This is a genomic window from Shimia sp. FJ5 (assembly GCF_032918335.1).
GTDB lineage: Bacteria > Pseudomonadota > Alphaproteobacteria > Rhodobacterales > Rhodobacteraceae > Shimia > Shimia aestuarii_A.
The window spans coordinates 396,376-416,267 of sequence record NZ_JAWJUV010000002.1 but is presented as its reverse complement, the minus strand read 5'-3'; the positions used below and the strand labels follow the sequence as shown (position 1 = coordinate 416,267).

Annotated in this window: 19 protein-coding genes; 7 read left to right on the top strand and 12 right to left on the bottom strand. The window is 62.5% G+C overall.

Features of this window, described 5'->3' with window-relative positions:
- Positions 1 to 3: 3 nt before the first annotated feature.
- The gene (locus R1W01_RS08510) at positions 4 to 750 is read left to right on the top strand and encodes an SGNH/GDSL hydrolase family protein (protein WP_297754269.1); all 747 of its coding nucleotides are present in this window, start codon (positions 4 to 6) and stop codon (positions 748 to 750) included.
- Here R1W01_RS08510 and rarD read toward each other — a convergent pair.
- From rarD to R1W01_RS08465, 9 genes are all read right to left on the bottom strand, one after another.
- On the bottom strand, positions 701 to 1,597 hold the full coding sequence (rarD, locus tag R1W01_RS08505; protein ID WP_297754272.1) for an EamA family transporter RarD: 897 nt from the start codon (positions 1,595 to 1,597) through the stop codon (positions 701 to 703). The two genes, R1W01_RS08510 and rarD, sit on opposite strands and share 50 nt — an antisense overlap.
- 101 nt (positions 1,598 to 1,698) lie before the next feature.
- Complete coding sequence (locus R1W01_RS08500; RefSeq protein ID WP_297754275.1) at positions 1,699 to 4,146, bottom strand: FAD-dependent oxidoreductase; 2,448 nt, start codon at positions 4,144 to 4,146, stop codon at positions 1,699 to 1,701.
- Positions 4,147 to 4,158: 12 nt separating this feature from the next.
- On the bottom strand, positions 4,159 to 5,064 hold the full coding sequence (locus tag R1W01_RS08495; RefSeq protein ID WP_243611831.1) for a homocysteine S-methyltransferase family protein: 906 nt from the start codon (positions 5,062 to 5,064) through the stop codon (positions 4,159 to 4,161).
- Positions 5,061 to 7,505 (bottom strand): FAD-dependent oxidoreductase, encoded by a 2,445-nt coding sequence (locus tag R1W01_RS08490; protein WP_297754279.1) that lies wholly within the window; start codon positions 7,503 to 7,505, stop codon positions 5,061 to 5,063. Before R1W01_RS08490 ends, R1W01_RS08495 begins: the two co-directional genes overlap by 4 nt.
- Before the next feature lie 11 nt (positions 7,506 to 7,516).
- The gene (locus tag R1W01_RS08485; RefSeq protein ID WP_297754282.1) at positions 7,517 to 7,888 is read right to left on the bottom strand and encodes a GFA family protein; all 372 of its coding nucleotides are present in this window, start codon (positions 7,886 to 7,888) and stop codon (positions 7,517 to 7,519) included.
- A gap of 10 nt (positions 7,889 to 7,898) precedes the next feature.
- Positions 7,899 to 8,471, bottom strand: a complete 573-nt coding sequence (locus R1W01_RS08480) for a helix-turn-helix domain-containing protein (RefSeq protein ID WP_243611828.1) — start codon at positions 8,469 to 8,471, stop codon at positions 7,899 to 7,901.
- Positions 8,472 to 8,557: 86 nt separating this feature from the next.
- Entirely contained in the window at positions 8,558 to 9,016 is a 459-nt protein-coding gene (locus R1W01_RS08475) for a GAF domain-containing protein (RefSeq protein WP_297754285.1), read from the bottom strand.
- Positions 9,017 to 9,027: 11 nt separating this feature from the next.
- Complete coding sequence (locus R1W01_RS08470) at positions 9,028 to 10,062, bottom strand: alpha/beta hydrolase (protein WP_297754287.1); 1,035 nt, start codon at positions 10,060 to 10,062, stop codon at positions 9,028 to 9,030.
- Between the two features lie 66 nt (positions 10,063 to 10,128).
- Complete coding sequence (locus tag R1W01_RS08465) at positions 10,129 to 11,301, bottom strand: thiolase family protein (RefSeq protein WP_297754290.1); 1,173 nt, start codon at positions 11,299 to 11,301, stop codon at positions 10,129 to 10,131.
- Positions 11,302 to 11,489: 188 nt separating this feature from the next.
- Between R1W01_RS08465 and R1W01_RS08460 the strand changes: the two genes are divergently transcribed.
- The 4 genes from R1W01_RS08460 (at position 11,490) to R1W01_RS08445 (ending at position 14,330) form a co-directional block, all read left to right on the top strand.
- The gene (locus R1W01_RS08460; RefSeq protein WP_243611824.1) at positions 11,490 to 11,822 is read left to right on the top strand and encodes an STAS domain-containing protein; all 333 of its coding nucleotides are present in this window, start codon (positions 11,490 to 11,492) and stop codon (positions 11,820 to 11,822) included.
- 46 nt (positions 11,823 to 11,868) lie between these two features.
- Positions 11,869 to 12,297, top strand: coding sequence for an ATP-binding protein (locus R1W01_RS08455; RefSeq protein WP_317275193.1), 429 nt, complete (start codon positions 11,869 to 11,871; stop codon positions 12,295 to 12,297).
- 64 nt (positions 12,298 to 12,361) lie between these two features.
- A complete protein-coding gene (locus R1W01_RS08450) occupies positions 12,362 to 13,939 on the top strand; it encodes a gamma-glutamyltransferase family protein (protein ID WP_297754297.1) in 1,578 nt (525 codons plus the stop codon).
- A gap of 4 nt (positions 13,940 to 13,943) precedes the next feature.
- A complete protein-coding gene (locus R1W01_RS08445; RefSeq protein ID WP_297754300.1) occupies positions 13,944 to 14,330 on the top strand; it encodes a rhodanese-like domain-containing protein in 387 nt (128 codons plus the stop codon).
- Between the two features lie 17 nt (positions 14,331 to 14,347).
- On the opposite strand, the gene hspQ is transcribed toward R1W01_RS08445, so the two are convergent.
- Positions 14,348 to 14,674, bottom strand: coding sequence for a heat shock protein HspQ (gene hspQ, locus R1W01_RS08440; protein WP_243611820.1), 327 nt, complete (start codon positions 14,672 to 14,674; stop codon positions 14,348 to 14,350).
- Between the two features lie 84 nt (positions 14,675 to 14,758).
- Here hspQ and R1W01_RS08435 point away from each other — a divergent pair, with 84 nt between their 5' ends.
- Both R1W01_RS08435 and R1W01_RS08430 read left to right on the top strand, forming a co-directional pair.
- Positions 14,759 to 15,640: an AEC family transporter gene (locus R1W01_RS08435; protein WP_317275192.1), complete on the top strand. Its 882-nt coding sequence runs from the start codon at positions 14,759 to 14,761 to the stop codon at positions 15,638 to 15,640.
- Positions 15,641 to 15,742: 102 nt separating this feature from the next.
- Complete coding sequence (locus tag R1W01_RS08430) at positions 15,743 to 16,327, top strand: transglycosylase SLT domain-containing protein (RefSeq protein WP_243611818.1); 585 nt, start codon at positions 15,743 to 15,745, stop codon at positions 16,325 to 16,327.
- A 4-nt stretch (positions 16,328 to 16,331) separates the two neighbouring features.
- Here R1W01_RS08430 and R1W01_RS08425 read toward each other — a convergent pair whose 3' ends face one another.
- Both R1W01_RS08425 and R1W01_RS08420 read right to left on the bottom strand, forming a co-directional pair.
- Entirely contained in the window at positions 16,332 to 16,931 is a 600-nt protein-coding gene (locus R1W01_RS08425) for a LolA family protein (protein ID WP_243611817.1), read from the bottom strand.
- Positions 16,932 to 17,018: 87 nt separating this feature from the next.
- Positions 17,019 to 19,892, bottom strand: a complete 2,874-nt coding sequence (locus R1W01_RS08420; protein WP_297754306.1) for a DNA translocase FtsK — start codon at positions 19,890 to 19,892, stop codon at positions 17,019 to 17,021.

Below are 19,892 nucleotides of genomic sequence, written 5' to 3'. Positions count from 1 at the left end.
TCCATGGCGGTTGAGGCTGACCGCCTCCTGAGATACCCGCTTGCGCCGCTCCTGGCGGCGCAGGCGCTTTGGGTCGGCCTGCGGGCTGAACGTCTTCCCGAGCCACCCGGTCCCCGCTCTGGAACGCGTGGCACCGGCCCTCCCCTGCGCCTGTTGATCCTTGGGGATAGCTCTGCCGCCGGTGTTGGGGCCGAGACACAAGACACCGCGCTCTCTGGCTGCCTCGCCCGCGCACTGTCGGCCCATGTCACACTCGACTGGCATCTCGAGGGGGAAACCAGCGCCACCACCAAGACCTCACTGGCCAAACGTCCGAAGCTGCCCGACCGGCCTTTTGATCTGGCCCTTCTGATCCATGGCGTGAACGACACCACCCGCCTGACTGCGCCCAGGACATTCCGCGCCCGCCAGATCGCCCTCATGGACGCCTTGCGCGCGCGTCACGGCGTCGGGCGCTTTGTCCTTTCCGGCGTGCCGCCGATGCAGCATTTCCCGCTCCTGCCCCAGCCCCTGCGCTGGGTGCTTGGTCAACAGGCGGCGCGGCTTGATGCGGAACTGGCCCGACTGGCCTCAGAGCGCGAAGAAGTTTCGCACTTGCCCCTTGCCTTGCCTTTCGAACCCCATCTCGTGGCGCGCGACGGGTTTCATCCTTCAGAGGCGGCCTACGCGCTCTGGTCCGAGATGCTCGCCACGGAGATCCTCAAAGACGGCTGCGCCGCATCTGGCGCAACATCGACCAGGAATAGATGACAAGCGCCGCCCAGATCAGTGGGAAGGCCATCGCGCGGCCTTGGTCGATCTCTTCCCCAAAGACGAACACCGCCGTCAGGAAGATCATCGTCGGCGCGATATACTGAAGGATACCGATGGTCGAAAGGCGCACCTGCTTGGCCCCATTGGCATAAAACAGAAGCGGCACCGCCGTGACGATCCCCGCCCCCATGAGCATCAGCGTGTCATAGGTTGTGCCGCCAAAGGCGCTCTGCCCCGTCGCGCCGAGCCAGCCGAGATAGGCGAGTGCCACGGGCGTCAGGATAAGCACCTCGAGGAGAAAGCCTTGGTTCGGGCCAATCGGCAGGGACTTCTTGAACAGCGCGTAGAACCCCCATGTGAGCATCAATCCAAGCGCCACGATGGGCACTTCGCCCGCCTCTACAATGAGAACGATCACGCCCAGCGCAGCAAGCGCAATGGCGACGATCTGCGCGCGTGAGGGGCGCTCGCCAAGAAGCACTGCGCCAAGAAGGATGCTAAAGAGCGGGTTGATGTAATACCCAAGCGCCGCGTCGATCGCATGGCCCGAGGCAATCGCCCAGACATAGATCGCCCAGTTCATCGACACGAGCGCCGCAGTGAGGCACGCCATGGCAAGCATCCGCGGGCTCTGGAGCGCCTCGCGCAAATCCCGCGTCCGTCCGAGCGCGATCAAGAGCGCCCCCGCCACCGGCACGGACCAGATCACCCGGTGCGCCACGATCTCGACCGACGGCACATGCGCCACGCCCTTCATGTAGAGCGGCAGGAACCCCCAAAGCACATAGGCCGTAATGGCATAGACAAGGCCTTGTGGCGTATCGCTGTTGGTGGGCTGTGACATGGGTGGTCCTCGTTACGTCCGCGCTTTATGCCAGCCTTTTCGCGAACCACACCATGCTTTTCTGTGAGCCGCATCATCACGCGGCTTGATCGCCTACGGTGTTAGACTTTGACCCGCTCCGACTTGGGATCATACATCGGGCGCAGCGAGGCCTTCGCTGGCACCCGCGCGCCCATCACGTCGATCTCATAGCGCGAGGCCAGAACCTCCGCCGCGCTTTCTCCGGCACAAGGCACATAGCCAAGCCCCACCGCCGCGCCGAGCGTATGGCCGTAGTTCCCCGAAGAAAGGTGTCCCACGATCTCGCCGTCGCGCAGGATCGGCTCGTTGTGATAGAGAAGCGGCTCGCCATCCTCGAGGAGGAACTGCACCATCCGCGCTTTCGGCCCGCTTTCCTTCCGCTCAAGAACCGCCGGTTTGCCGATGAAATCGGCCTTGTCGGTCTTCACGGCAAAGCCAAGCCCCGCATCCACCACATGATCCTCGCAGGTGATGTCATGGCCGAAATGGCGAAAGCCCTTTTCGATACGACAGCTATCCATCATGTGCATCCCGCAGAGCCTGAGCCCCATGTCCTTCCCCGCGTCCCAAAGCGTCTCGAAGGCATGGCCCGCCATGTCGGACGAGACGTAAATCTCCCACCCAAGCTCGCCCACATATGAGACCCGATGCGCGCGGGCGAGGCCCATGCCAAGCTCGATCTCCTGCGCCGTGCCAAAGGGGTTGGCGACGTTTGAGAAATCATTGGGCGACACGCGCTGCATCAAGGCCCGCGCGTTTGGCCCCATCACAGCCAAGACCCCTTCGCCCGCCGTGACGTCCGTGAGGACGACATTGAAATCGCCCTTATGGCGCGCCATCCATGTCTGATCCGCAAGCCGCGTCGCCGCCGGGGTCACGACAAGATAGGCCGTCTCTGACAGGCGTGTCACGGTCACATCCGCCTCGATCCCGCCACGCGGGTTGAGGAATTGCGTATAGACGATCTTACCAATCGGCACCGAATAGTCTCCGCCACCGATGTAGTTCAGGAACGCCTCGGCATCCGGCCCTTCGACCCGGATTTTGCCAAAGGACGACATGTCATACATGCCCACATTCTCGCGCACCGCCCTGTGTTCGCGCGCCGCATTCTCGAACCAGTTCTGCCGCTTCCAGCTATAGCGATACTCCCGCTCTTGCCCGTCCTCGGCAAACCAGTTCGCCCGCTCCCAGCCCGCCAACTCGCCAAACACCGCGCCATTCTCGGCGAGGTGATGATGGAACGGCGTCCGCCGCACCCCGCGCGCCGTGGCTTTCTGACGATAGGGGAAGTGATCGGCGTAAAGCAGACCGAGTGTCTCCTTCGAGCGTTCATAGAGATAGGTCTTGTTGCCTTGGAAGGGCTGCATCCGAGAGATGTCCACATCGCCAAGGTCGAACGGTTTCGCCCCGTCCTCCATCCACTGCGCAAGCGCCATACCCGCACCGCCCGCCGATTGAATACCGATGGAATTGAACCCGGCCGCGACCCAGACATTGTCCATCTCCGGCGCGAGGCCAAGGTGATAGGCGTCGTCCGGCGTAAAGCTCTCTGGCCCGTTAAAGAACGTATGAATCCCCGCCTCGGCAAGCATCGGCATCCGCTTGACCGCTGCTTCGAGGATCGGTTCGAAATGGTCGAAATCCTCAGGCAGTTGGTCGAACTCGAAGTCCTTCGGGATACCGTCCATAGCCCAAGGTTTCGCGTTCGGCTCAAACGCACCAAGCATGATCTTGCCCGCGTCTTCCTTGTAATAGGCGCATTCGTCCGGCACCCGCAGGACCGGCATCTGCGTCAGCCCCTTGATCGGCTCCGAGACGATATAGAAATGTTCGCAGGCATGGAGCGGGACATTCACCCCCGCCATCTCGCCAACCTCACGGCCCCACATACCCGCGCAGTTCACGATATGCTCGCAGGCGATATGCCCCTGAACCTTGCCATCGTCCGAGGCCCAATCAACCCCCGTGGTCCTGCGACCGTCCCGTGCGATACCTGTGACACAGATCCGCTCTCTGACGACCGCCCCGCGTTGCCGCGCCCCCTTGGCAAGCGCGAGCGCGATATTCGCAGGATCGCCCTGCCCGTCCTTGGGAAGGTAAACGCCGCCCGTCACCCCCTCGATATTGAGGTGTTCATAGCGCCCCTTGACCTCCTCGGGGCTGATCTCTTCAACCTCGACGCCAAAGGCCCGCGCCATCGCTGCCGAGCGGAAAAGCTCTTCCTTGCGTTCTTCGTTGAGCGCGACCGAGATCGACCCGACCCGCTTGAACCCCGTCGCCACCCCGGTTTCCTCTTCCAGCGCGCCATAGAGCTCTTGGCTATACTTGGCGAGCTTGGTCATGTTCGCTGTCGCGCGAAGCTGAGCAATAAGCCCCGCCGCGTGCCATGTCGTGCCGCTGGTGAGTTGCTTGCGCTCCAAAAGCACCACATCGCTCCAGCCAAGTTTCGTCAGGTGATAGGCCACGGAACAGCCCACCACGCCGCCGCCAATGATGACCACACGGGCCTTTTCAGGAAGTGTCATGGCAAAGGCTCCTTAGAGGTTTCCAACAGTCTCATGCCCAGCGTCCAGCAGACACCGCGCCAGTTTCGCAATATGCGCCGGGCCGACCTCGCAACAGCCGCCCACGAAACGCGCGCCTTCCTCGACCCAGCCCATGGCATAGTCGGCATAGATTTCCGGCGTCACATCCGTGCGCGCCTTGAGGCCCGACACCGTGCCGCCGATTTCGAGCGCCTCGATTCCGGTAAACCCGTTCGCATAGGCCCCAACGACACCTCCGCGCGCCAAGAGCGTATGGATGTTCCGGCTTACGACTTCGGGCTTGGAACAGTTGAGCAAGACCCCCGCCTGTCCCATCCCCTCAAGCGCATCCAAGGCATCCTCGAGCGGCTCGCCCGAGCGCAACGTGCCGCTCAGATCATCGTTGAGCGTCATCGCGACGTAGGTCGGCAGGCCCGTTTCAACCCCGGCCTGCGTCGCCGCCGTCGCCTCCGAGATCGAAGACAGCGTTTCGCAAAGCATCACATCGGCGTGCGCCGCCTGCGCCTCTGCCACCACGCGATAGGCGGGGAGAAGGTCATCGTGGCTCCGCGTCATGTCCGGTCGGTAGGATCCATGCAACGGCGGCAGGCATCCCGCGACGCACACGCCCTCAACCCCCACCGCATCCATCGCGCGGCGCACAAGATCGCCCGCCTGCGCCTGAAGCGGGGCGAACATCTCGGCCACCCCTTCGCGCTCAAGGCGCTCTGGCGTGACGGTATAGGTGTTGAGCGTGATGAGCTTTGCGCCGGCACGGATGAACGCCTCATGCACGGCCTGCACATGATGCGGTTCCTCCATCATGACCTTCGCGGACCACAAGGGATGCGGCGGCATAGAGGAACGCCGGATGAGTTCCTGACCCGATCCGCCATCCTTGAGGATGATCTGCGTCATGCACGTAGCCTTTCGTTCTCGGGATCCCAAAGCGGGCGGTCTTCCTGCACCACTGCGCGGTAGCGTGTGCCGTAAATCTCGACCTCAAGCTCCGTGCCCGGCGCGGCCAGATCGGCCCGCACCATGCCAAGCGCGATCGAGGCGTTGACCCGGTAGCCCCACGCGCCGCTCGTGGTTTCGCCGACGATCTCGTCGCCATGCCAGATGCAGGACATATAGGGCGCATCCGCGTCGCCCGCCTCAACGATCAGCGCCACAAACCGCTTCGATACCCCGGCCTCTGTCTCGGCGAGAAGCGCCGCCTTGCCCGGGAAATCCTGCGGCTTGTCGAGCTTCACAAACCGCTCCAACCCGCCTTCGAGAAGACTATAATCCGTCGAAAGATCGCCCTTCCACGCGCGATAGCCTTTCTCGACTCGCAGGCTGTTGAGCGCATACATGCCAAAGGGTTTCGCCCCGGCGGCAAGGATCGCGTCATAGATCGTCGGCATATCGCCATTGAGCGCATGGATTTCCCAACCAAGCTCACCCGCGAAGGACACCCGCGCCAGATGCGCCGCCTTGCCCGCCACGCTTGCCGCCTGATGGCTGAGCCAGCCAAGCGACAGGTCCGCATCCGTAAGCCCCGCGAGAATCTCCCGCGATTTCGGCCCGGTGACAATCAGCGTGTCATAGTCGCGTGTCTTGTCCTCGACCGTGACCCCTTCGGGCATCGCCGCAAGAAGGATATCGCGGTCGTGCCACTGCGCCGCGGCCGCCGTGATCATCACGAACTCATCCTCGCCATGACGCATACAGGACATCTCGGTCAGGATGCGGCCCTTGTCATTCGCGACATAGACGAGGTTCATCCGCCCCACCCTGGGCAAACCGCCGGTCACGAGCCCGCGCAACGCCTCTGCCGCGCCCGCGCCTTTGACAACGAACCGCGAGAACCCCGGCAGGTCGAGTACCCCGCAATGGTCGCGCACCGCCTCGCACTCTTCCTTGACGCGCGCGGCCCAAGGCCCGTTGCGCTCCCATGTATGGGTGGCGGCTTCCGAGGTGTCGTCGCCCTCCTTGGCGAACCAATTGGCCCGCTCCCAACCGTTATAGGCCCCCATCTGACCGCCCAACGCCTTGACCCTCTCGTGCACAGGCGAGAGCTTCTTGTCGCGCCCAGCGGGCCATTCGTGATGCGGGAAATGCATGGCGTATTCGTTGCCATAGACTTCCATGCCCTTGGCGACGCAATAGGCGTGATCGGTGTAATCGGTGTAGCGGCGCGGATCGCAGGACCACATGTCCCATTCGGTCTGTCCATCGACGATCCACTCCGCAAGGACTTTGCCCGCGCCGCCGCCCTGCGCGATGCCAAAGGTAAAGACACAGGCCTCGAACGCGTTCTTCACGCCCGGCATCGGCCCGATAAGAGGCAACCCATCAGGGGCGTATGGAATGGGGCCGTTGATGATCCGGCTAATCCCCGCACTCGCGGCGAGCGGCACGCGTTCCATGGAGTCGGCGACGATATCCTCGATCCGCTCAAGATCATCCGACCAGAGCTGAAACGAGAAATCCTCCGGCATCTCGTCCTCGGGCGTGTCCCAATGCGCCCGGCAATTTGGCTCATAGGGGCCGATGTTGAAGCCGTGCTTCTCCTGCCGGAAGTAATAGGACACATCGACATCGCGCAGGAGAGGGAGCTTCTTGCCCGTGTCCTTGGAATAGGCCTCGATCTCGGGGATTTCGTCGGTAAGGACATATTGGTGGCTCATCACCATCATCGGCACGGTGCGTCCGCCATAGGGTTTGAACCATTCGCCCACGCGCTGCGCGTAATACCCGGCGGCGTTCACCACGTAGTCACAGGCGATATCGCCCTGATCCGTGTGCACGATCCAGCCCTCGCCATCCTGAGTCACGCCCGTCGCCGGACAGAAACGAATGATCTTCGCCCCCATGTCCCGCGCGCCCTTGGCCATCGCCTGCGTGACCTGCGCCGGATCAATATCACCGTCCGATGGATCCCAGAGCACGCCCTTGAGGTCATGGGTCTCAAGGAACGGATAGCGCTCTTTCGCCTCCTCGGGCGAAAGCATCTCCATCTCGATCCCCTGATACCGCCCCATCGAACAGGCGCGCTCAAACTCCTGCACCCTCTCCTTGGTATGGGCGAGGCGAAGCGATCCCGTCTGGTGATAGTTCATCGGATAGTCCACCTCGTCGCCGAGGCGCGCATAAAGCTCGGTAGAATAGCGCTGCATGTTCATGATCGACCACGACGTCGAGAATGTCGGCACATTGCCCGCCGCATGCCATGTGCTGCCTGCGGTCAGTTCGTTCTTCTCAAGCAGGACGCAATCGCTCCAGCCCTTCTTGGCAAGGTGATAGAGCGCCGACGTGCCGACCACACCACCGCCGATGATGACCACGCGGGCCTTGTTTGGAAAATCCGCCATCCTATCCTCCCTCAGTCCTTTTGCGGGACACCGTCCACGATGTCGTAATAGTCCCCCTTGCCCGCCACGAAGATATGCTTCTCAAGTCGGAGCCCCGTCGGCCCATCGACCGCACCGAGGGCAAAGCTTATCGTGTCTTCGTCATGCGCTTTCCAGAACAGGAAACAGCCACAGGTCTGACAAAAACCGCGATGCGCGTTCGGGCTGGAGTCATACCAACGCACCTCGCCCTCGATCCGAAGCGCCTCGACCGGGACATAGGCCGACGACCAGACACCGCCCGATTGCTTGCGGCATTGCCCGCAATGGCACATCGACGGCCCTTGCGGCTCGGCTTCCGTGCGAAACCGTATGGCCCCACAATTGCAGCTACCTTCGATCATTGGTGTCTCCTCAATAGACCGGCGGCGCGATCACCCAGATCGCGACGGCGGCTTCGTCATAGGGGTTGGTCCAGTGGTATTCCTCGTCACGCACCCGGAAACTGTCGCCGGGGCCAAGGGAGAACGTTTTGTCGCCGATCCGAAGCTCGATCCGGCCAGACACCATATAGCCAAGCTCCTGCGTGGCGCGGCGCGTTGGGCTTTGCATTTGCGAATTGGGCGCAAAGGTCGAATGAAGAACCTCGAAATCGTCGGTGAGGTCTGGCGACAGAAGCTCCTCGATCAGGCCTTCCTCGCTCGCGCCCATGCGGCGGCGCGATCCGGCGCGCACCACATAACCCTGTTCTTCGATCGGCGCATGGGACTGACCGAACAGCATCGACATCGACACATCCAAAACCTCAGCGATCTCGCGCAGGTCGGAAATCGTCGGCTCGGACTTGTCCCGCTCCACCTGGCTGAGCCATCCGACCGACCGGCCAAGCTGTTCCGCCATATCGACAAGCGTCAGGCCCCGCGCCTTGCGCAAGGCGCGCAGATCGGCGCCAAGCGTCTCGGAAGAGGTCGGATGAACGTGTTTCATGGCCTGGGTGTCTCGTGAAATTCTTTCCCTAAATTTCACGCTGCATCAGAATCATGAAATCTCCAAGCAAAATTTCACGACCTCACTCAGATCGCGTTCTTGAACACCTTGGCAAGGATCACGGCAAGGCGGTCTGCGTCTTCTTCGGTGAAGGCATCGGGTTGATCGCTGTCGAGGTCGAATACCGCGATCACCTCTCCCGCGCCATTCCAGACCGGGAGGACAAGCTCCGAACGCGTTGAGGACGCACAGGCGATATGGCCGGGGAACGCTTCAACATCCGGCACAAGCTGCACCTCACCAGTGCGCGCCGCCGCGCCGCAAACGCCGCGCGAGAAAGGAATGACAAGGCATCCATGGCCGCCCTGATACGGCCCGATCTTGAGCAGGTCCGGCGCCACCACACGGTAGAACCCGGTCCAGTCGAACCGGTCATCGCTATGATGCACCTCGCAGGCCATCGTCGCCATAAGAGCGACCGCATCCGTTTCGCCCTCGGCCACCGCCGTGATCCGCTGTTCCAACTCGTCGTAGTCGACCCGCATGGCTTCCGCTCCTATCCCAACCGCGCCCGTAGCCAGCGCGCCGTGTCCTGAAGCGCCTCATCACCCTGCGGGATCACCTTCGTCAAGGACATGAAGGCATGAATCTGCCCCGGATAGGCGATGAGATCGGCCTCAGCCCCCGCCGCGCGTAGCGCCTCGGCATAGGCATGTGCGTCGTCCCAAAGCGGATCATGCCCGCCCGCTACGACAAGCGCCGGAGGCTGATCGCCCAGCGTGTCGGAGAAAATCGGAGAAACGCGCGGATCATGGCGGTCCTGTCCCTCGGGAAGATACATCCCGAGATACCAGTCGATCCGCGACGCCGGCAGGAGCGGTTGGTCGCGCAGATCATTCATCGAATCCGTTTTCAACCGCGCATCGACGCCGGGATAAAGCAAAACCTGTGCCGCCGGTTTCGGCAGCCCCCCGCGACAAATGTCATGCATAAGGCACGCCGTCAGGTTCCCGCCCGCGCTATCACCGCCCACCACAAGGCGGTCTGCATCGGCCTGGACCTCCGCCGTGCCATCGACAAGCGCCGTGTAGCAGGCCAGAACATCATCGACCGCCGCCGGAAACGGGTCTTCCGGTGCAAGGCGGTAGTCATAGGAAATGACCCGAATGCCCGCCATCTCGGCAAGCCTGCCACAGAGACCGTCATGTGTCTCTATTCCGCCCTGAATCCATCCCCCACCATGCAGGTAGAGAAGGGTCGGCGCCCCCTCTTCCGACATACCTTCGGGCAGGTAGACCCGCGCCCGCCGCTCGCCCGCTGCGCCGGGCAAAGTGATGTCGCGGGCCCGCACGCTCGCCGGGCAGGGTTTCTCGAACTTCGCCGCCATCACGGCAAGCTGCCGACGGCTTTCCTCGACGCTCGGCATCGCCTGTCCATCGCGCAGCCGCGCGACGAGGTCTGACGCCGCCTTGGCCTTGGGGTCAATCCTGCGCCCCGCAACCACCTCGCGTCGCCCGCCGTAGAGCGCGGCAACGACCGGCTCTGGCAAATTCAGCCGCAGGAATCCCCAAAGAATCGCAAGTTTCGACATGGCGTGGCCCTCCCTTTCGCGCGTGGCGCAAGGGTGGGCCGAAATGCCATGACGTGCAAGTGGGCGTCAGACGCGCTCGATCGCGATCGCAGTGCCTTCGCCGCCACCGATACAGATCGCCGCAACGCCGCGTTTCAATCCGCGCTTTTCGAGCGCGTTGAGAAGCGTCACCATGATCCGCGTACCAGAGGCGCCAATCGGATGACCGAGGGCACAGGCCCCGCCATTGACGTTGATGATATCGCGGGCAATCCCCATCTCTTTCATGAAGGCCATTGGCACGACCGCGAAGGCCTCGTTGACCTCCCAAAGGTCCACATCCCCCACGGACCAACCCAACCGCTCAAGCAGCTTGCGCGCCGCAGGCACCGGGGCGGTCGGGAACAACGACGGCGCCTGTGCGTGGCTCGCATGGCCAAGGACGCGCGCGCGGATCTTGAGGCCCTGCGCCTCTGCCGCCTCTTCTGACGCCATGACAAGCGCCGCAGCCCCGTCCGAAATCGACGAGGAGTTCGCCGCCGTCACCGTGCCATCCTTGCGGAAGGCGGGCTTGAGCATCGGAATCTTCTCGGGGCGTGCCTTGGCGGGCTGTTCATCGCGGGTGATGATCTCTTCGCCAGTACGCGTATGAAGCGTCACGGCACAGATCTCCCCCTCGAAGGCACCAGAACGCTCTGCCTCGAGCGCATTGTCGAGCGAGGCAATCGCGTATTGATCCTGATCTTCGCGGGTGAACTGAAACGCCTCTGCGCAATCCTCGGCAAAGGTACCCATGAGGCGGCCCTTGTCATAGGCATCTTCAAGCCCGTCGAGGAACATGTGGTCTTTGACCTCCTGATGGCCAATCCGCGCGCCATTGCGCATCTTGGGAAGGACATAGGGCGCGTTGGTCATGCTCTCCATGCCGCCCGCGATCATCGTGTTGGCATGGCCAAGCGCGATCTGGTCAAACGCCACCATCGCCGCCTTCATGCCCGAGCCGCACATCTTGTTGAGCGTGGTCGCCGGAACCTCTTCGCCAAGACCACCCGCGAAACCCGCCTGGCGCGCCGGGGCTTGGCCCTGACCGGCAGGCAGGACACAGCCCATGAGAACCTCATCGACCGTCTTGGCGCCTGCATCCGCCAGCGCCGCCTTGATCGCCGTCCCGCCAAGCTGTGCCGCTTCGACGCCGTCGAACATGCCCTGAAACCCGCCCATCGGCGTGCGGGCCGCGCCCGCGATCACTACGTTCTTCATTCTCGATTTCCTCCCGAGACTGGTGTCCTTTGCCCGGTTCTTTGGCGGACAAATCTTGCACGGTTATTTCAGCGCGCATCTTCTGCCCCTCCCCGGGGCAAGTCCACCCCGTGCTATTACGGGTGGCGAGAAACCCTTTGATAAGCATTTGCCCCTAGCGTCAGGGCAAACCAAAGGAGAACCCGACAATGAACCTCTCGCGCCATGAGGCGACGGCGGATGCCTGTGTCGTCTCGGTCAACGAAACCCGGATCGACGCCGCCGTCGCGATCCAGTTCAAGGATCGCATGCGGGATCTGAGCGACGAGGCCTTCGCCCGTATTGTGCTCGATCTGGGACAGGTCGATTTCATCGACTCGAGCGGGCTTGGCGCGATCGTCGCAGCCATGAAACAGCTTGGACCCGATCGCCGCCTCGATCTCGCCGCGCTCAATCCCAATGTCGATAAGGTTTTTCGCCTGACACGGATGGATAGCGTGTTCCACATTTTCGAGACGCCGGAGGCCGCGCTTGCACAGTAACCTGGCCCGCCGCGACCCCTCTCACACCAGCCCGGATCGCCCCTCAATGGCCGACATGCAATTTACCCTCGAGTTCCCCGGAAGCCCCAAGGCGGTGCGTCACGTGCTGACCGATATTCGCGGGCGCGCCAAAGAGGGCGGAAGCGGGCCGGACACGGTCGGCCAGATCGAGATCGTCTTGGCCGAGGTGCTCAACAACGTCGTCGAACACGCGCTCCGGCACGAGGAAGAGGGCGAAATTCATCTGCGCGCCACGCATACCGCGCAAGGTTGGCACTTTGACATCCGCGACACCGGTGTTCCGATTCCCGGCGGTCTCGTGCCGCGGCCCGACCTGCCAAGCCCGGATTGCCCACTGCGCGACCTGCCCGAAGGCGGTTTCGGCTGGGCCATCGTCAACATGCTCGCCCGCGAACTCTCTTATGTGCGCGTGGACGGGTGCAATCATCTCTCCTTCTCGATCCCCGAGAGCTGACGACCGGATTGGCAAAGCGCGCGTCTCGTCCTAGGGTCAGCCCAAAGCGCGAGGGGAGACACACATGAGAGATTTTCATTTGCCGGGACGCAGCGCGGTTTATGCCGAGAACGGCATCTGCGCGACATCGCACCCGCTGGCCGCGGCAACCGCGATCGACATTCTGAAACAAGGCGGCAACGCCCTGGACGCTGCCATCGCAGGCGCGGTCCTGCTTGGCATTTGCGAACCACAGATGACGGGGATCGGCGGTGATTGCTTTGTCCTGATCTCGCATCCCGACAGCGATGAGGTCGAGGCCTATAACGGCTCGGGTCGCGCGCCCGCCGCGGCCTCCGCCGCCGATCTGCGCGCGCGCGGCCTCTCGACCGTGCCAACCTACGGCCCCGAGGCCGTGACGATCCCCGGCGCGATCGACGCCTTCTGTCGTCTTTCCGAGAGCCATGGCAAGCTCGGCCTCGACGCACTTCTTCAGCCCGCGATCCACTATGCCGATGCGGGTGTGCCCGTCGCGCCGCGCGTCGCCTTCGATTGGGGCGCTGGTGCCGAGATCCTGCAAGGTGCGGCACGCACGCACTACCTCGTCAATGGTGCGGTGCCCAAGGTCGGCCAGATGTTCCGCGCCCCCGGTCAGGCCGAAGTCTTGCGTCGTATCGCCAAAGATGGACGCGCCGCTTTCTACGAAGGCGAGATCGCCGAGGACATGGTTGCCGCCCTGACCGCCCTCGGCGGCGTCCACACCACCGAGGATTTCGCCGCCGCTCAAGGCATGCCAACAACGCCGATTGACGGCCCCTATAAGGGTGCCAACCTTGTCGAACATCCGCCGAATGGCCAGGGCGTAACAGCGCTCTTGATGCTCAACATTCTCGACCAGTTTGGCATCGCCGCAATGGACCCGTTTGGCGCTGAACGCGTCCATATCGAGGCCGAGGCCGCCAAGCTCGCCTATGATGCGCGCAACCGCTTCCTCGCCGACCCCGATCATGTCTCGCGCCTCGATCACATGCTCTCGCCCGAGACCGCCCAGCGCCTTGCCGCTCTGATCGATCCGGACCGCGCGATGGAGGCCGCGGCGCCCCTTTCCGAGGCCGTCCACAAGGACACAATCTATATCACCGTCGTGGACAAGGACCGCATGTCGGTCTCGCTCATCTACTCGATTTTCCACGGCTTTGGTTCGGGCATCGCATCGGAGAGATTCGGCATCCTGCTCCAGAACCGGGGCGCAGGCTTTACCCTCGAAGCGGGGCACGCCAACGAGATGCAGGGCGGCAAGCGGCCCATGCACACGATCATCCCCGCCATGCTGCGCAAAGAGGGCCGCGTGACCATGCCCTTCGGCGTCATGGGCGGCGCCTACCAACCCAACGGTCACGCACGTTTCGTCTCAAACCTTGTCGATTTTGGCATGGACCCGCAGACCGCCATCGACGCCCCCCGCGCGTTTTCCGACGCGGGCGAATTGAAGCTCGAGAAGGGCTATGACGAGGATGTGGCCCGAGCGCTTGCCGACAAGGGGCACACCGTCGTCCGCCCAGAGACCCCGATCGGCGGTGCACAAGCCATCCAGATTCACCCCGAAGGCATCCTTGAAGGGGCATCCGACGCCCGCAAGGACGGCTGCGCTCTAGGATACTGAAGAAATGCCCATCACACCTGTCAAAACCCTCGTCGCCAAGGCCCGCGACGTAATCGTAACCCTGCCCCAAGACCGTGCCGAGGCGATGGTCGAGGCGGGCGAGGCCCTCTTCGTCGATATTCGTGACATTCGCGAGCTGGACCGCGAAGGGCGTATCCCCGGCGCGATCCACGCGCCGCGCGGTATGCTCGAGTTCTGGGTCGACCCAGAAAGCCCCTATTTCAAGCCGGTTTTTGAGACCGACAAGACACTCATCCTGTTCTGCGCCTCCGCATGGCGCTCGGCTCTGGCAACGCGCGACCTTCAGAACATGGGGTTTGAGAACGTCGCCGAAATGGAAGGCGGATTCAGCCAGTGGAAAGCCCGAGGCGCGGCCATCGAAAAGGCCTAGTCGCGCCAGCGGCGTGATTAGTTGAGCTGAAAATGAAGCGGGTATTGCCCGTCTTCGAACGGCCCGAACATGTCGGGGATATCCGGGTGGTCGACCGGCTCGCCCGAATAGTCGGCAATCAGGTTCTGCTCGGACACATAGGCGACGTAATAGGACTGATCGTTCTCCGCCAGAAGGTGATAGAACGGTTGCTCCTTATCGGGGCGGCTTTCCTCGGGGATCGCCGCATACCATTCGTCTGTGTTGGCAAATTCCGGGTCCACGTCAAACACCACACCGCGAAACGGATGTTTGCGGTGACGGACAACTTGGCCGAGATGGTATTTTGCGCGTGTCGTGTTCATAACTTGCAGCCCCTACCGACCAAAGTTAAGCCTTTCAAGGGGTGTTTGTCCAACCATCGGGCATAAAATTCAGGGAAACAGTTTGTGAACCTTGCTTTGACAGTTCTGGAGATCGTCGCGCCCGTGTTCCTTCTGGCGGGGATCGGTTTCCTGTGGGTTCGGGCCGGGTTTGAATACCGAATCGAGTTCGTTACCCGCCTCGCCATGACGCTCGCCGTGCCATGCCTGATCTTCACCGCCCTGATGAAAACAGAGGTCGATCTCGCCGCACTGGCAAACCTGACATTGGCCGCCATCGCCTCATATGCTGCGGTGGGCGTTGTTGGCGCGGTGTTGCTCCTGCTCTTGCGGCTGAACCAACAGACCTTTCTCGCCCCGTTCATCTTTGGCAACACCGGCAATCTTGGCATCCCTCTGGCACTTTTCGCCTTTGGCCAACCGGGCCTTGAACGCGCGGTGGTGCTCTTGGCTGTGAGCGCGGTTCTCTCCTTCACCCTCGGCATCTGGCTCGTCGCCGGGCGCGGGTCCTTCCTCAAGATCCTCAAAGAGCCGATGATCGGTGCGACATTCCTTGGCGCGCTCTTCCTCTGGCAGGGATGGGAAACGCCGCGCTTTCTCACCAACACGCTCGATCTCATCGGCCAGATGGCAATCCCGCTGATGCTGCTGACGCTCGGCGTCGCAGTCGCCCGCCTGACCCCGGCGCGCATCACCACGGCGATATGGCTCTCGCTCGTGAAACTGGTGATTTGCGCCGTGATCGCGTGGGGCATGGCGCGGGCCTTTGGCCTCGACGATATCTCTTTCGGTGTGCTCGTCCTGCAAATCTCGACCCCCGTCGCCGTCACCGCCTACCTCATCGCCGAGAAATACGGCGCCGATAGCGACTCTGTCGCGGGGTTTGTCGTGGTCTCGACCCTGATCTCAGTCGCCGGTCTGCCGCTTCTCCTCGCACTCGTGCTCTGAGGCCTGTGAACTTTCGCCCGCCCGCGCGTATTGTGATTTGCGCGGTAGGGCCGGTTTGGGTTATTGTGCAGGAAATATAAAAAATCACATAGCGAGAGGCAGATGAGCAGATACTTTCGCACCCTGACCCTTTTGGTGCTGCTAGCGGCTTGCGGCGGTGGATATGATTCTCCGCCCCGCAACCTGAACGACGCGTGTTCGATCCTGAAACAGCGTCCGAGTTATCACAAAGCGTTCCGCCGCACGGAACGTCGATGGGGCGTTCCCGTCGATGTGCAGATGGCGATCATCTATCAGGAAAGCAAGTTCGACAGCGATGCGCGCACGCCCTATCGCTATGTCCTCGGCGTGCTGCCAATGGGCCGCCAGAGTAGCGCCTTCGGCTATGCCCAAGCGCTCGATGCGACATGGGACCAATACCGCCGCGAGACCGGCAATCGCCGCGCCAAGCGCGACGACATCCGCGACGCATCGGACTTCATGGGCTGGTACATGAACGAAACCCGCGAAAGAAACGGCGTCTCGCTGGCCAATGCGCGGCATCAATACCTCGCCTATCACGAAGGCCACACCGGCTATGCCCGCGGCAACTACCGCAACAAGGCATGGCTGATGCGAGTATCACAGGAAGTTGCCGATCGCGCCCGCATGTATCGCGCGCAACTGGCAAGCTGCCGGGTCCGCTAAGGGCCTATTTCAGGCCCTCTTGCTTGGTGTGAAGCTGAATGTTGAACAGGCTGCTGCCAAAGTCGCGGCCTGTTTCCATTTCGCCAAGGATCACGGTCGTGCGCCCGCCATTGCCATCATTGATGACCCACTGGCGCAACTCGACCGGATCACCGGTGAACATCATGTCGATGCTGCCATATTCCGGATGCGCCGGGTCTTGCGCCCGAACGCGGGTGATCGTGCCGTCATACTCATGCGCCGTGACCATATCAGCCCGGCCAAGATCAACCTGATCCTCAAGGATCACCGATAGCGGTGTGCGCTGAAGCGGATAGGTCTCGGGCGGCTGGTTTGACCGCCCGTCAAAGATCGCGACCGTGTTGCCGCTCGCCAGAACCATCGCCTTTTCCGGCGGATCGTATTCAAACCGGATCCGCCCCGGACGCTTGAGAAAGAGCCGCCCGGTCGAGATCGAGCCATCATCATTGATCTGGGTAAAGGCCGCCTCAACCGTCTTCAGGTTGTTGAGATAGGCCGAGACATCCGCCAGAGGCAGGATATCCGCCCGAAGCGGCAACGCCGAGGCGATCGTTAAGGCAAGGGCCATCAAGGGTCGTTTCATACGCATATCCAAGAAATAAGCGCGCGCCGCCCGGAATGCACCCCCGGCGGCGCTCACATTGTCGCGCACAGGTGCTCGATGCGCGGCTTATTGCTGTTCCGGCACGAGGATTTCGCGCTTGCCGACATGGTTTGCCGGGCTGACAAGCCCCTCTTCCTCCATCTGCTCCACGAGACGTGCCGCCTTGTTATAGCCGATGGAGAGCTTGCGCTGGATATAGGAGGTCGAGCATTTGCGATCCTTGATAACGATGGCCACAGCCGTGTCATAAAGCGCATCCTCGGAATCCGTGTTGCCGCCAAGGCCAAGCACCGCGTCGATACCGTCCGCCTTTTCGTCAGCCGGCCCCTCGACCACGCCGCCGACATACGAAGGCGGGCCAAAGCTCTTGAGGTGGTTCACGATCTCCTCGACCTCTTCGTCGCTCACGAAGGGGCCATGACAGCGGGTGATCTTCGCACCGCCCGCCATATAGAGCATATCGCCCATCCCGAGGAGCTGTTCCGCGCCCATCTCGCCAAGGATCGTGCGGCTATCGACCTTCGAGGTCACCTGGAAGGAAATCCGCGTTGGGAAGTTGGCCTTGATCGTGCCGGTGATAACATCGACCGACGGGCGCTGCGTCGCCATGATGATGTGGATGCCAGAGGCCCGCGCCATCTGGGCGAGGCGCTGGATACAGGCTTCGATTTCTTTGCCCGCAACCATCATCAGGTCCGCCATCTCGTCCACGACGACCACGATATAGGGCATCTTCTCGGGCGCGAACTCTTCTGTCTCGAAGATCGGCTCGCCTGTCTCGTCGTCAAACCCCGTCTGCACCGTGCGGCTGAACATCTCGCCCTTGCCAAGCGCATCCGCGACGCGGCTGTTATAGCCGTCGATGTTGCGCACGCCCATCTTGGACATCTTGCGATAGCGCTCTTCCATCTCGCCCACGACCCATTTGAGGGCGACAACCGCCTTTTTCGGATCGGTGACAACCGGGCTAAGCAGATGCGGAATCCCGTCATAGACCGACAGTTCGAGCATTTTCGGGTCGATCATGATGAGGCGGCACTCTTCCGGGGTCAGGCGATACAGCAGCGACAGGATCATGGTGTTGATCGCCACCGATTTACCCGACCCCGTGGTCCCTGCGATCAAGAGGTGAGGCATCTTGGCAAGGTTCGCCACGATCGGATCACCGCCGATATCCTTGCCGAGCGCCAGCGGCAGTTTCATGTTCGAATCCCCAAAGTCCCGCGCCGACAGGATTTCCCGAAGGACGACCTTCTCGCGGTTCTCGTTGGGAAGTTCGATACCGATCACGCTCCGCCCCGGCACGGTCGAAACACGCGCGGAAAGGGCGCTCATCGAGCGCGCGATATCATCGGCAAGCCCGATCACCCGGCTCGCCTTGAGGCCCGGCGCGGGTTCGAGTTCGTACATCGTGACCACCGGGCCGGGACGCACCGACACGATCTCGCCCTTGACGCCATAGTCATCAAGCACCGCCTCAAGCATCCGGGCGTTCTCCTCGAGCGCCTCGTCGCTGAGGTGATGGCGCTGAATCTCCATCGGGTTCGCCAAAAGCCCGAGCGGCGGCAGTTCGTACTCGACCGCGGCCTCGTCAAAAGCCAAGGATGGCTGTGCTTCGGCCTGCGCGCGGCTCGAGGGCTGCACGGTTTTCTGGCTGCGCGGCTGCACAACCTTCTTGGGTTCTGCGGTCGGGATGACCGGCGCGGCGTTTGGCTCCGGCGTCGCCCGGAGCGGCAACGGCTGGTCAAACCCTTCGATCAGAACCTCATCCGCGAAGGGGTCTTCCTCACCGACTTCGGCCATTGGTGCCTCTGCGGCGCCAAAACCCGACGCCGTGAGCGGCGGTTCAGGCGGCAGGCCGCCCTGATAATATGGCTCGACGATCAACGGATCCGGTTGGCGACCGCGCCCCTTGGTCAGCGGCTTATCCTCCGGGAATTCCGGCGGCGAAACGGGTTGACCTTGCGCTTTGCGCAGGCGGATGGCCTCTGCGATCCGCGCCTGAATACGGTCCGGCTCTGGGGCATTCGCCGCATCGGCAAGGCATTCCTGCTCGACAAGCTCCGGCTCTGGCATCGGCTCGGGCCGTTTGATCAGGCTGGGCATCTTCGCAAGCAGCCCGGTCTTGGTGGGCTCCTCAGCCTTGAACGACGCTGTAACGCTCGGCTCTGGCATGGCCTCAACCGCACTCGCCCAGCCTTGCGACGCGGCGCTGGCGACACGGGCGTCAGCCTCGGCCTTACGCTCCTGTCGACGCACCTGCGCCTTTTGCGCGGCCTGCGCCGTGGCACCCATACCCTTGCCAAGAAGGCTCATGAGCGAGGCATAGCTAAGGATGATCCCGACCAGCATGAACCGCCCCACCTGACGCAGTTCCACACGGGTAAAGCCAAGCACGAAAAGCGACAACGCAAGGAACCCCATCCCGACAAGCGCCGACAGGATCTTGATCCCCGTGACCGCGCCAATCGGCAGAATATTGAGGATCGCGCCAAGGAAGGTATCTCCGAAAAGCCCCCCAAGCCCGAAACTATGGGTCCAGTTGGCACCCGGCACGAGGGTCGAGGCATACATCGACCCAAGCGCGAGCATGATCGGCGCAAAGATCACCCGACCGACCGCGCGTTCTTCGCCCCGGTGCAGCGCGAAACGCACACCCCAGGCCCCTAGAACAAGCGCAATACCCCAACTGCCCCAACCGATGATGGTGAAAAGCGGCGCCGCAATCGACGCACCCATCCGGCCCATCCAGTTCTCGACAGGCGCATCCGTCGCCGAGATCCAGCTCGGGTCGTCCGGCGTGTAGGACACGATCATCGCCGCCGCCATCGCCGCCAGCACAAGTAGCGCGATACCGATCAATTCCTTGCCGCGTTTCTCGATCGCGGCTTGCGTGGTGCTGTCAAGGAGCGGGTCGCGCCCGCGTGCCTGATATGCCAT